General features: G+C 73.5%; 9 protein-coding genes. 7 read left to right on the top strand and 2 right to left on the bottom strand.

Features of this window, described 5'->3' with window-relative positions; translation table 11 throughout:
• Nucleotides 1-189 precede the first annotated feature (189 nt).
• The 4 genes from ACIHEJ_RS33865 to fxsT are packed head-to-tail and all read left to right on the top strand — an operon-like array spanning nucleotide 190 to nucleotide 8,713.
• Nucleotides 190-1,167, top strand: a complete 978-nt coding sequence (locus ACIHEJ_RS33865) for a trypsin-like peptidase domain-containing protein (protein WP_400141356.1) — start codon at nucleotides 190-192, stop codon at nucleotides 1,165-1,167.
• Nucleotides 1,164-2,744 carry a hypothetical protein gene (locus ACIHEJ_RS33860; protein WP_400141354.1) on the top strand — a complete coding sequence of 527 codons (1,581 nt, stop codon included), beginning with the start codon at nucleotides 1,164-1,166 and terminating at the stop codon, nucleotides 2,742-2,744. The genes ACIHEJ_RS33865 and ACIHEJ_RS33860 overlap by 4 nt, the downstream gene beginning before the upstream one ends.
• Nucleotides 2,745-2,750: 6 nt before the next feature.
• A complete protein-coding gene (locus ACIHEJ_RS33855) occupies nucleotides 2,751-4,025 on the top strand; it encodes an AAA family ATPase (protein ID WP_400141352.1) in 1,275 nt (424 codons plus the stop codon).
• Nucleotides 4,022-8,713 carry an FxSxx-COOH system tetratricopeptide repeat protein gene (fxsT, locus tag ACIHEJ_RS33850; RefSeq protein WP_400141350.1) on the top strand — a complete coding sequence of 1,564 codons (4,692 nt, stop codon included), beginning with the start codon at nucleotides 4,022-4,024 and terminating at the stop codon, nucleotides 8,711-8,713. The genes ACIHEJ_RS33855 and fxsT overlap by 4 nt, the downstream gene beginning before the upstream one ends.
• A 63-nt stretch (nucleotides 8,714-8,776) precedes the next feature.
• Here fxsT and ACIHEJ_RS33845 read toward each other — a convergent pair whose 3' ends face one another.
• Together ACIHEJ_RS33845 and ACIHEJ_RS33840 are read right to left on the bottom strand one after the other, a co-directional pair.
• On the bottom strand, nucleotides 8,777-10,672 hold the full coding sequence (locus ACIHEJ_RS33845; protein WP_400141348.1) for an HEXXH motif domain-containing protein: 1,896 nt from the start codon (nucleotides 10,670-10,672) through the stop codon (nucleotides 8,777-8,779).
• Entirely contained in the window at nucleotides 10,669-10,881 is a 213-nt protein-coding gene (locus ACIHEJ_RS33840) for a hypothetical protein (protein ID WP_400141346.1), read from the bottom strand. Before ACIHEJ_RS33840 ends, ACIHEJ_RS33845 begins: the two co-directional genes overlap by 4 nt.
• Before the next feature lie 156 nt (nucleotides 10,882-11,037).
• On the opposite strand from ACIHEJ_RS33840, the gene ACIHEJ_RS33835 reads away from it, so the two are divergent.
• The 3 genes from ACIHEJ_RS33835 to ACIHEJ_RS33825 all read left to right on the top strand — a co-directional run bounded on the left by ACIHEJ_RS33835 (nucleotide 11,038) and on the right by ACIHEJ_RS33825 (nucleotide 12,584).
• Nucleotides 11,038-11,367, top strand: coding sequence for a CU044_2847 family protein (locus ACIHEJ_RS33835; protein ID WP_400141344.1), 330 nt, complete (start codon nucleotides 11,038-11,040; stop codon nucleotides 11,365-11,367).
• 299 nt (nucleotides 11,368-11,666) lie between these two features.
• On the top strand, nucleotides 11,667-11,945 hold the full coding sequence (locus tag ACIHEJ_RS33830; protein ID WP_400141342.1) for a hypothetical protein: 279 nt from the start codon (nucleotides 11,667-11,669) through the stop codon (nucleotides 11,943-11,945).
• A 357-nt stretch (nucleotides 11,946-12,302) separates the two neighbouring features.
• Nucleotides 12,303-12,584, top strand: coding sequence for a hypothetical protein (locus tag ACIHEJ_RS33825; protein WP_400141340.1), 282 nt, complete (start codon nucleotides 12,303-12,305; stop codon nucleotides 12,582-12,584).
• The last annotated feature ends 49 nt before the right edge of the window (nucleotides 12,585-12,633 follow it).

Here is a 12,633-nt window from a genome sequence, read left to right as displayed (position 1 = left end):
CGGGGTCGCACCGATGATTCGCGCGTGCCGCATCCGGTAAAGCTCCGGGATACGCACAGCCCGTGCGCCAGGCGCATGCGGTTCGTACGCTGGGTCATTGGTGGAGCCGTCCGTCGACGGATCCACGCGGGGGAAGGGACGTGACAGGTGGGGAACGGGGACACGGCGGAGGCGTCGGCGTTAGGGAGGGTGCGCATCCTGTCATCGGGTGGGGTCCTGCGGGGCGCCGGCATCCTGGTGCTGCCCGGAACGGTGCTGACCTGCGCGCACGTCGTGGCGGCGGCCGTCGGTCCGGGCGACGGCGGTGCGGCGGGGGGCCCGGCACGGTCCGTGCTGGTCGACGTGCCGGGCCGGCCGGACGTACCGGCCGGTGAGGCGACCGTCGTACCGGGCGGCTGGTTCCCGGGGCCGCTCGCCGGCGGTTCCGGCGGTGATCTCGCCGTGCTGCGCACGGCGTGGTCGCCGCCCGACGGGACGGCCGTGGCGCGGCTCGGGCCGTGCGGTGAGCCGGACCGGCGCGAGGTGGCCATGTACGGCCATCCCGCCGGGTCGCCCGACGGGCTGTGGTCCAGCGGGCGGCTGGTGGGCCGCGGTGGTCCGCACCCGGACTGGGTCCAGCTGGACGGGCTCGGCGCCACCGGTGCGCGGGTCAGCCAGGGATTCAGTGGTGCCGGGGTGTGGGACCCGGTGGCCCGCCGCGTCGTCGGCATGGTCACCGCCGCGTACACCGACCAACAGGCCAAGGTGGCCTGGATGCTTCCCCTGGAGGCCGCGGCGCGCATGTGGCCGGAACTGGCCCCCGCGATGGGGACGCCGGCGGAAGAACCGGTGCCGGGAGCTGTGGCGGGGCCGTGGGCCGGACCGCCCTCCGACCAGGACCAGTTCACCCTGGCGGAAGCCCTGCTGAACGTCCCTCAGATCGAGGACGACGGCGGGGCCGCGCTGCGCGGCCTGCTGCCGGCCCGCGTCCGGCGCACCATCCGCACCCACCCCCGGCCCCGGCTCCAGCTCTTCTTCCTCGTCCAGGCCTGCGCCGAGCACCCGTACGGCAGGCAGGCCCTGGTCGAGGCGCTGCGGCTGCTGGACGACGAGTCGCGGCCCGCCCGGACCGCCCTCGAACTCCTCGACAGGCTGTGGCCGGCCGCCCCGGGGGGCGGGTCGTCGTGACGCTCTCCCCGGGGTCCTGGGGGCCGCCCAAAGTGCTGCTCGACGCGCTGGACGCCGTCCCGTGCTTCGAGGAGCCGGCGCTGCTGCACGAGTGCGCGCGCCAGGTGGGCCGGATGCTCGGCACCAGGGTCGAGCTGCCCGAGACCAGCCGCCGGCGGTTCGCGCTGCTGTCCCTGCTGCGCGCCGTGATGCCGTATCCGGAGGGCCTGCAGGTGCTGGGCGGCGTGGTCTCGATGCTGGAGGGGGAGACCCGCGACATGGCGCGGCTGCGCACGGCCATCGCCCTCGCCGAGGTGCCGCTCTTCCCGGCCGGCACCTGGGAGCGGCTGATGACGCTTCTCGGCGGCCTGGAGGTGCTCGACATCGCCGGGGCCTACCGCGAGGCCCTGGGCGACCGCCCCGATCCGATGCCCGCGCACTGCGTGGAACCGTGGTCGGCGGTGCTGCACGCCGCGACCCTCAACGCCCGCCCCGGCGAGCCGCTGCCCTGTGTCCTGCTGGTCGAGCACCTCGCCCGCTATGCGAAGGGGCAACAGCAGCAGGACCTGCTCGAATGGGCGGGAAAGCAGCGCAGTTGCCCGCAGGCGTACCCGCTCGTCGCCGCCGCCGACAGCGGCACGGCCACCGCCCTGCCCGCTGCCGCCGGCGCGGAGGCCGACCCCGCACCCGGCCGTCCGGTGCAGGACTTCGGCCCGGTGCGCAGTCCCGCGCCGCCGGTGCCGCTGCCGGGCATCGACAGGAGCGGTGTCTGGGCGCCGTCCACCTGGCTGCTGATCCGGTTGCGCCCGCTGTTCTACTCCGAGCACGAGGGCGTACGGCAGTTGACGTACTGGTGCCAGAACGGCAGCAGCCCGGACCCCTATCCGGTGAAGGGCGGGGATCTGGAGGTCGACGTGTCCGAGCTGCCGGAGCGGGTCAAGTCGCTGGTGCAGGACGCCGAGACCGGGTGGGCCTATCTGTGCAAGGACGACCTCGCCCTGGAGTTCGTGCTGCCGAGGGACCTGTTGGACCTGCCGGTCGAGACGTGGGCGAAGGAGGGCTTCGGGAGCGCGGACGCCACCCTCGGCAAGGACCACCCGGTCGTCCTGCGCAGTCTCGAAAGAGTGGAAGGCAGGGCGACGCATGGACGCTGGGCCAGACGCTGGGACGCGCTGAAGCCCGGGTGCCGGGGGCCGGTCCACCTGTTCCCGGACGCGCACGCCGACCGTCTGCTGTCGGAACCGCACCCGGTCATGGTCGTCCTGAGCGAACCGCCCGGCAGCCAGGAGAACGTGAGCTCAGGGGTGGACGAGCTGGATGCGTCGCTCCGGGCGGGCGTGCCGATCGTGATCTGGGATCGTCGTGGGGGCGTGGATCCAGTCTTTCGTAACGAATTGCTGGAACTGGCCTCGAGCAAGGGCATACACCGGTTACCTGACGAAGTCAGGTCGTTGCGCATAGCGGCCGGGGGCGGGGATCCTGACGGGGGTGGCTTCTCTACGCTCGGTCGCCACGCGGCATTGCTCTGGGACGACCCCGACCGCCTTCCGGGCGGACGGGGAGAGGCGGCGGATTCATCCGCGCAGCGGGAAGGGTAGGACGAGATGCTTCCAGGGGACGGTGCGTCCGGGGGGACGCGTCCGGCCGGAGACCCGCAGGCGGGCGGCCCCACGGCCGCCACGGACACGGACGGTCTCACGGCCGCCTCGGACCGGGACGGCGCCACGGCCACCGCGGGTGCGAACGGCTCCGGCGGTGCGGGACGCAGTGCCTCGGACAACCGGTGGTGGATCTACCGGGGCACGGGGCAGCCCCTGTACGACACCAGCCTCGCCGACCTGCTGCCGCCCCCGCCGCCCTGGCGCCGCTTCACCGGTGGCCCGGTCGTGGCCCCGCCCCCCTCGGACGACGAGGAGATCGAGCGCCGGCTGGGGCGGGTCGGGGTGTCGTCGGGCGGCTCCGAGCAGCTCAGACGAGAGGCCGACATGGTGAACGCGGCCCTGCTGCTGCGCCGGCCGCTGCTGGTCACGGGGCGCCCGGGGACCGGGAAGTCCTCCCTCGCCTACCGCATCAGCCGGGAGTTGAAGCTGGGGCGCGTGCTGCGCTGGCACATCACCAGCCGCACCACGCTGCGCGGAGGGCTGTACGAGTACGACGCGATCGGGCGGGTCCAGGACTCGGCGGCGTTACGCACCCTGCGGCAGACGGACGGCGGGGAAGCACCCGAGGACGGTGCCGCGGCGGGTGCGGAGCAGCTTCCCGGGATCGGGGACTACCTCCAACTGGGCCCGCTCGGAACGGCGTTGCTGCCCTATGCGACGCCCAGGGTGCTGCTCGTCGACGAGCTGGACAAGAGTGACCAGGACCTGGCGAACGACCTGCTCAGCGTGTTCGAGGAGGGGCAGTACCCGATCGCCGAGCTGGTGCGGGCCCGGCGGCTGCATCCCCGGGTGACCGTGATGACCGACGACCCGGGCGGCACGGCCGAGATCGTCGACGGTGTCGTCAAGTGCCGGGCGTTCCCGATCGTGGTGATCACCTCCAACGGGGAGCGGGAGTTCCCGCCGGCCTTCCTGCGCCGCTGTCTGCGGCTGCAGATGCCGGACCCCGACCGGCCGCTCCTCGTGGACATGGTCATGGCCCACTTGCGGGAGACGGCGGGCGGACCGTCGGGCGCCGTGTGGGCCGACGGCCTGATCGACCGGTTCCTGCGCAACAGCCGGGAGCGGGGCGGCCTCGCGGTGGACCAGCTGCTCAACGCGGTGTTCCTGGCGACCTCGGGTCGCTTCCCCGGTGACGACGAGGAAGCGCTGGAACACCTCGTGGACGCGCTGTGGCACCGGCTCGACGGAGCGGGGACGGAATCGAGGACCGGATGACCGCGGCGTCCTCCGCACCCCCTCCCCCGGCCGACCCGCCGGAGGGAGGGCGCAGCCGTGCCCCGGACCAGGACCTGCCGGCCTGGACGGAGCTGGCGGACGCCCTGTATCTGGCGGCGTACCAGGACGCCGCCGTACCGCTGTTCGACGTCCCCGGGCGGGCCGCCCTGCAACGGGGGGAACGGCCCCGGCGGGCCGGACGCCGCCCCGACGCGCGGCCGCAGCCGGCGGGACAGGGCAGCGGCCGGCCGGAGGACGCGACACCCCCCGAGGGGCAGGCCGGCGACTCGCCCGCGGGGCGGGACGGTGACCACCCGGACGACCGGACACCTCCCGAGGGGCCGGACAGCGGTCGCCCGGACGCCCCGTCGCCATCAGACGGCCGGGACGACGGCCGACCCGACGACTCCGCGACGGCAGGGGACCGGCGGGCCGTCGAAGTCCTCCCCGCGCTCGGTGTGCTCCCGTCGGGGCGCGTGTCCCGGCCGGGCGCCCTCGGCTCCGGCGGCGAGCCGGAGCCGGAGCAGACCGGATGGCCGGCGTCGCCACGGCTGGCCGACGCCCTCGCGCTCGGCCGGTCACTGCGCCCGCTGCGGCTGTTCCGCGACTCGCCCCACGACGTGGAGCTGGACGAGGAGGCGACCGCCGAACAGACGGCGATGGCCGGGGTGTGGACGCCGGTGTGCCGGTCGCTCCCGGAACGCCGGCTGGACCTGCTGCTGCTGGTGGACGAGAGCCCCTCGATGGCCCTGTGGTCGCACACGACGCGCCAGGTCGCCGAACTGCTGGAGCAGACGGCGGCGTTCCGCACCGTACGGCTGGTCCGCTGGGACCTGGACGACGGCACCTCGACGGGTCTGCGGGCGGCCGGGATCCGGTCGAGCGAGCGGCAACTGCTGCTGGCGGTCACGGACGGCGGCCACGGCGCCTGGCGTACCGGCCGTGCGGCGGCGGCGCTCCACCGGCTGGCCCGGTTCTCACCGGTCGCCGTACTGAGCCTGCTGCCGCAGCAGTTGTGGGACCTCACCCTGCCCACGGTCGTCCGCACCCGGTTACGGGCTCCGGCCCCCGCCGCGCCCAACCGTGCCTACGACGCCGACGGCAAACACCCGCACACCGACCCCCTGGGCCTCCAGCCGCCCTCCGCCCCGGAGGCCGGCCGGGACGCGATCCCGGTGCCCGTCGTCGAGCTCCGGCCGACCTCGCTGGGCCGCTGGGCCCGCCTGGTGGCCGCGGCGGGCGGCGGCGAGTGGCACGCGCTGGCGGCCCTGTGGACCGCCCCCGGCCGGGACCTGCGCTCGGTGGCGGTCGGTCCGGTGGCCGAGGAGCTGGCCGATCTCGTGGCCGAACCGGTGGGCGGCGAGGCGGACGGCTCCGGCCGGGTCGAGTCGACCGCGGTGCGGCGGGCCAAGCGCGCCGCGGCCGTGGTCCGCCGCTTCCGGGCCACCGCCTCCCCCGCCGCCTACGTCCTCGCCCAGCGGCTCGCGGCGGCCCCGCTCAACCTCCCCGTGATGCGGCTGCTGCAACAGGCGCTGCCGAACACGCAGTTCTGGAACCTCGCCGAGATCATGCTGCTGGGCCTGGTGCGCCGCAGCGACGACACGGCCGACGCCGAGGACGCCCACCGCGTGTCCTTCGACTTCCAGGAGGGGGTGCGGGAGGAACTGCTCGCCCTCGGCTCCCGGGCCGAGACCATCCGCGCCCTGCGCCAGGTCGAGCGTCATCTCGGCCCGCGGCTGGAGGCGCTGTGGGGCGAGGGCGGAGGTGCGCTCGTGGCACCGGAGGGCGATGCCGTGGACCCGCCGATGACGGAACAGACCCGCCCCTTCGTGGCTCACCTGTACACGGCGCTGTGCGCGGTGTCGGGACCCTACCTCGCGCACGCCAACCACCTGGGCCGGCTGCTGCAGCGCACCGGCTCCCGGCAGGCCAGGCAGCTCACCACGGCCGGCGGCGGAACACCCCCGCCGGGGCACAGGCGTCCATCAGGCTACACATCCCCTGAAAAGGGGTCAAAGTTGGATATTCCTCCCGCGAACGCGCTACATTACCCGCGCCCCGCGGCTTCACCCACGGCGCCGCCCCCCGCCGCCGTCCCACCCACTCCGCCCGCCCCCTCCCCCGCGCCAGTGCCTGCGCATCCACGACAAGGAGGCACCCCCGTGTCTGCCGGTCTGCCCGTTGCCACGGGTCCGCGAAGCCCGCACGACCCACCCCGCATCTGGGGGAACGTCCCGCAACGGAACCGGAACTTCACGGGCCGGGAAGCGTTGCTCGAACGGCTCCAGGAACGGCTGCGCAGCGGTGTCACCGCGGTCCTGCCGGAGGCCCTGCACGGCATGGGCGGTGTGGGCAAGTCCCAGATCGCCATCGAATACGTCTACCGGCACAGCCGCGAGTACCGGCTGATCTGGTGGATCCCGTCCGAGCAGGAGAGCCAGATCGTCCAGTCGCTCATCGAGCTGGGCGACCACATGGGCCTCCAGGCGGGCTCCGAGATGAGCGCCGTACCGACCGTCCTGGACGCCCTGCGCCGGGGCGAGCCGTACAGCGACTGGCTGCTGGTCTTCGACAACGCGGAGAACCCGCGGGAGGTGCGCAAGTACTTCCCCGTCGACGGACCGGGACGCATCGTGGTGACCTCGCGCAACTCCCAGTGGGCCACCGACGTCCGCTCGCTGGAGGTGGACGTCTTCGCCCGTGAGGAGAGCGTCGCCCTGCTGCGCCGCCGCAGCCAGCACCTCCCGGACGACGCCGTGGACCACCTCGCCGCCGCGCTCGGCGACCTGCCGCTGGCGGTCGAACAGGCCGCGGTCTGGCTGGCCGAGACGGGCATGCCGGTGCAGCAGTACCTCGAGGTGTACGAGCGCAACTTCACCGAACTCATGCAGTCCGACCCGCCCGGCGACTACAACCACTCGGTGGCCGCCGCCTGGAACGTGTCGCTGGGCCGGCTGAGGGAGACCCGTCCGGACGCGCTCCAGCTGCTGCAGGTCTGCGCGTTCTTCGCCCCCGAGCCCATCGAGTGGGACCTGTTCTCCGCGGTGCGCGGCATCTCGGTGCCGCAGGAACTGCAGTCCGCGCTGGACGACCCGGTCAAACTCGGCCGTGCGGTGCGCGAGATCGGCCGGTACGCCCTGGCCCGCATCGACCACCGCCAGAACACGGTGCAGATGCACCGACTGGTGCAGCGCGTGCTGATCGAGCAGATGAACCCGCAGGAACGGGCCACGATGCGGCACGCGGCGCATCAGCTGCTGTCCCACGCGGACCCGCGCAACCCCCGGCGGGCCGTGTACTGGCAGCGCTACTCCTCCCTGCTGAGCCATCTGCGGGCCTCCAACGCGGTGGAGTGCGAGGACCCCTGGGTCCGCCGGCTCGTCCTGAACCAGGTGCAGTTCCTGCGCGCCCGGGGCCAGCACCCGGAAGCCCTGGAGCTGGGGGAGCGCGCCGCGGAGATCTGGCGTGCGCGCCTGGGCGAGGACCATGAAGAGGTCCTCGCCATCGATCAGCAGATCGCCGAGGGACTTCGTGAGCAGGGAGTCGATCTCCCGCGCGCCTACACCCTGCAGTCCGGGCTCGTCGAGCGGTACCGCAGGGTCCTCGGCGAAGGGCATGAGGACACCCTGCAGGCCCAGAGCTTCCTGGCCATCCACCACCGCAACCGCGGCCACTTCGAAGAGGCCCGGGAGATGGACCAGCGAGTCTACGAGACCAGCCTGCGGGAGTTCGGCAGGGACGACCCGGCCACCCTCCTCGCCGCGCACAACTACGCGGTGAGCCTGCGCCTGGCAGGCTCCTCGGACCAGGCCCGGGAACTCGACTACGACACCTGGCAGCGCAGGATCGAGGTCCTGGGCGAGGACAACCTCTCCACGCTGGCCACCCGGGAGGCCTACCTGCTCGACCTCCAGGAGGTCGGCCGGTACGAGGAAGCGCTCGAGGGCTACGAACTGCTGGCCGAGGAGATCACCGACAAGCTCGGCGATCAGCATCCCTTCACCGCGCTGACGAACCGCAACCGCTGCGTGACCCGCCGCAAGATGGGCGATCACGAGGGCGCGTACGCGCTGTCGCGCCGGTACATCGAGCTGGTGAGCGAGACCTTCGGCAGTGACAGCCGCAACTACCTGCTGATGGCGGTCAGTCACGCCAACGACCTGCGCCAGGTCGGCAAGCTCCAGGAGGCGCGCGCACTGAGCGAGCAGGCATGGCAGCAGCACAGCAACAGGTACGGCCGGGAGCATCCGCACACGTATGCCTGCGCCATGAACCTCGCCGTGACCCTCCGGCTGCTGCAGCAGCCCGAGGCCGCGATGGAACTGGACCGTGAGGCGGTCGAGGGCCTGACCCGCTCGCTCGGTCCGGGACACCCCCGTACGCTGCTGGCCCGGATGAACCTGGCCAGCAACCACTTCGCGCTCGGTCGCCCCGAGGAGGCCTACGCCATCGACGAGGCCGTGGCCGAGGAGTCGGCCCGGCTGCGCGAGTACCACCCGGCGAACCTGGCCGTCCAGCTCAACCTGAGCCACGACCTGAAGGCGCTGCGCAGGACCGAGGAGAGCGAACAGCTGTACGCCGGGGCCCTGGAGCGGTACCGGGACGTCCTGGGCCCCTCCCACCCCGCGACGCTGGACGCCGAGAAGGGACTCCGCGCCAACGCCGACATCGACCTGATCTCGCTCTAGGTCCTGTCGTCAAACGCCCGTCGCGGGAGTTTGACGACAGGGCCTGGTCCCCGATCCGCACGCCTACACGGTCCAGGCGGGGCCGGACACGGCCCCGCCGAGCCAAGCGGCGACCCGGAACGGGTCGGGGAAGCGGCCTGCCGCCGAGGCGACGGCCCGGCAGACGCCGGCGACCGCCTCGGGCCGGTCCAGCACGACGGCGGCACCCGCCGTCCGGGCGGTCTCCGGACACGACAGCGCGGTGCCGATCCACGCCTCGACATCCTGCGGGTCCCGGGCCGTCCACTCGGCGCAGCGGAGCGCGGCCTGCTCGGTGTCCCCCACGATCATGGCGTACTCGGCTCGGCGTGCCGGGTCACCGCCGTCCTCCGCCTGCCGGCGGCGCCGGGTGAAGCGGTCCGGTGTCGACAAGTGGTACCTGGCCAGCGGCCCGAACGTGTCGAGGCGGACCAGATCCAGGCGGGGACGCAGGGCCGAGGGCGGCACCGGAGGAGCCGGCTGTGCCGCCACCCACGCCGCGGCGAACCGCTTCGCCACGGCCGGCTCCATCTCCAGGTGCCGCGCCCGCCACACGGCACGCCGCAGCAGGCCGTAGTGGTCGGCCAGCCGCCCCGGAACAGCCGGTACGTCTTCCACCAGCCACTTCCGGACGTGCTCCGCGATCTCGTCGACGAACAACCGGCCCGCTTCGGTCAGGCAGCCGGCGCTCGTCAGCGCGGCGACAGCCTCGTGCAGTTGGTCCCTGAGCACGGCGAACTCGAAGGCGGCACGCTGGGCTTCGGGCCCTGTCACATGCCCGCGGTGCGCCCGCCAGAACCGGGCCACCCCCGAGAAGGCGAACAGGCCGTGCAACAGCCCCAGCGCCGGCCGAGGGTCGCTGCGCCACGGGGCGTAGTAGAGCCGCTGCGCCGGCGGCTCACCGGGCCGCTCCTCGGGATCCTCGATCAGGGGCACCAGGTTGAGAAGCGCGTTCAGCTGCTGGTGCCGGGTCTCGTGCACGAGGACGGCGGCCGTCTGCGTCGCGTCGTACGGCAGGGACATCGTGATCGCACCGAAGGAGTCGACGGAGGACGCGCTGGCCACCAGGCCGCCCCTCGCCGTCTGGAAGGGCCGCGGTACGAGCACCTTCACCAGCGTCCGCACCGCCGAGGCATCCGCCGTGGACTCCCGCTCCAGCAGCGCGTACGCGTCGGCCAGGCGGTCCTCCCACAGTCGTAATCGACGTTCGCCCAGCCGGCCGGGGGACTTCGGGTACCGCGCGAAGTCGCGGTAGGGCGTCACCGTGTCCAGCCACGGCCCGGCCGCGACCGTGGCGCCGCCGGTGCGGGGCGTACGGCCGTGCACCGTCCGCAGGGGGCGCCATCCGGGCGCCGCCTCCTCCGTGCGGCGCGGCAGCCGTACGCGCGCGAGTTCTCCCCGTACGACGGCGTCGCCCCGGCCCACGCGGATCTCCGCCTCGCTCCAGCGGCGTCGTGCCACCGGGCCCGCCACTCCCACACCGGGCAGCCAGACCAGGCCACGATGGGCGGGCACCCGCAGCACGGCGGGGATCCGGGCCTGCAGGGCGGCCGCCGCGGCCACCGCCTGGAAGTGTCCGAGGTCGGCCCACAGAGGCACGGTGGACGCTGCCTCGGACGATCCACCGAGGCGTCTCAGCAGACGCAGGGCCCACGCCATGACGGCAGGATCGGTGAGCACGATCTCGACCGCCTCGGGGACCAGCCGCTGCGCCGTGCAGAGCAACCGCCAGGCCTCCTCCACCGACGGCACGCCGTCGGGGCGCCGGGCACGCCGGGCCGCGTCGTCCTCGTGGTCCAGCACGGCGCGCAGCACCAGCAGGAGTTGGCTGCGCTGGGCGGAGCACAGCAGGCGCAGGTCGGCCTCATCGGCGTCGCCCGCGGCAATGGCTCTGAGCGACTCACGCGACACCCGGTGCACGTCCAGCGACGGCGCCGTCATCGTCGTCGCTGACCCGGCCGGTGCCCGCGCAGGAACCGCATTTCCTCACTGTTGGATTCGTTGAGCGTCCCGAAGGCGAGGCTGACCCTGTGCTCCGCTCGGCGCAACGCGCGTCGCAACAACGGATCGTCACTCGAGTACAGCTCCGCCAGAGAGATCCCGGACAGATCGAGCAGGTCGGAACAGAAGTCCTTCGCAGACTCTGCCATACCGTGGTTCCCCCTGACGTGGTGGTTCGGCGGCTCGGGGTGCGCTTCCATGGTGGCTGCAATGGCTCGCCAGTGGAAGACGGCCGCAGGTCATAGAGCGTGGGGCCGTTCCTGGCTCGGAACAGGCGCCCGAGCAGGCGTCAGGAGGGGGAGGACATGACGCGGTTACTGCGGTTCCCGTCGCAGGACGGCGACGGTTTCCTGGTCGTGGAGGTGGCGGAGGACGAACCGGGGGTCATCGAGGTCTCCCGCCTGGGCAACGCGGTGGCGGAGGCCACCGCTTCCTTCGAGGAGGGCGTCGACCGCATCCGGAACGCGGCGGCCTCCGCGCTGCGGCGGCTGCGGGACATGCCGAGCCCTCCGAGCGAGGTCAGCCTGGAGTTCGGGATGCGGCTGAACGCCGAACTCGGCGCCGTCATCGCCAGGACGGAGGGCGAGGCCCACCTGAAGGTGACGATGACATGGCGCGCGGACGACACGAGCTGACCGGTTCACGCCGGCGGGGGGCTCGTCGCGGTGGACCACCGTGAGGTGGCGTTCGGCACCGGGGTTCTCGAGCTCGTCGACGACGGCGACGCCCGGGTCCTCGGCGCTGATCCACCAGCGCCCGTCGGCGGCGGTGGGCAGGGTGCCGGTGCCGCGCCGGTGGTGGCCGGTTCGCGCTCCGGACTCCAGCAGGGCCGGCGGGCGCTCGCCGGGTCGGGCCGGGGACATCGCCGGGAAGACGTTCGTGGACCTCGTGGCCGGGCTCGGGGTCCGGTCACCGACGCGGCCCCGCATCGGCCGTGCTCGGCATCGGCACGGTCGTCGGCGGTGCGCTCGCCCCGCGGATCATCGGCAGGACCGGGGCCACCCCGGCGCTCGTGGCGGGCGGCCTGGTGCAGGCCCAGTTCACGGCGGCCCTGCTCGGTCTCGGCCCCGACCGGTCCTCGCTCTGGCTCCTGCTGGCCGCCACCTTCGCCGGCGGGGTCGGCAACATGCTGGTCATCGTCGGTTTCATGGCACCGCCACGTCGGGCCTGGCCGACGAGGAGCAGGCTCTGGCGACCGGGCCGGCCACGATGACCCAGACACCGCCTGCGGCTCCGCCCCCTGCAACCGCTATCTGCTGCGCCACGGCCGCCGCCACCGGTGCTCCACCCGCCGCGGCGACCGCGCGCGGCCCGCGCCTACGCTCGCCACACCGCGACGGCCGACGCGGACGCCGGCGCAGGGGACGACTGAACGGGGACGGGGACCGCCCGAACGGAACGCGAAGACCGACGCGTCAACCGGAGATCCCCGGGGCATCCGCGCGGGAGTGACACCCGACACACATGTCCGCCGCGCCGACCGGCGGGCCGCACGACAGGGACGCCCTCGGACCCTACGTATTGTAGGTTCCCAACCGCCACGGCCACACGTCTGTTCATCGGGGGACGCATGCAGGACACGGAAACGGCACCCAGCGGGACGGCCGACGTCTGCGTACGCAGCCTCGCACCGACGCTGACCCTGCTGGTCGTCAGCCTCGTCATCGCCGCCGTCGGCGTGTACGAGCTGTGCGGATTCGGGCTGCACAGCCTCGACCGGCGCCCCCATCTGTTCAGCGACGGCCTCGCGACCGGCGGGGTCATCGTCGCCGCGGTGGCGGCCGGAGCGGCGGTGGGGAACCTGGCGTGGACCCTTGCGGCGGCCCGGCGCGGAGCGGGCCGCTCGGGATGAGACCCTGTGCTGCGGCTGTGCGGATCCCCGCACCGGCGCTACCCTACAA

Source organism: Streptomyces sp. NPDC052301 (genome assembly GCF_044593395.1).
Taxonomy (GTDB): Bacteria; Actinomycetota; Actinomycetes; order Streptomycetales; family Streptomycetaceae; genus Streptomyces.
The sequence above is the reverse complement of the archived record's forward strand: the minus strand, read 5'-3'. Positions and strand labels throughout refer to the sequence as shown.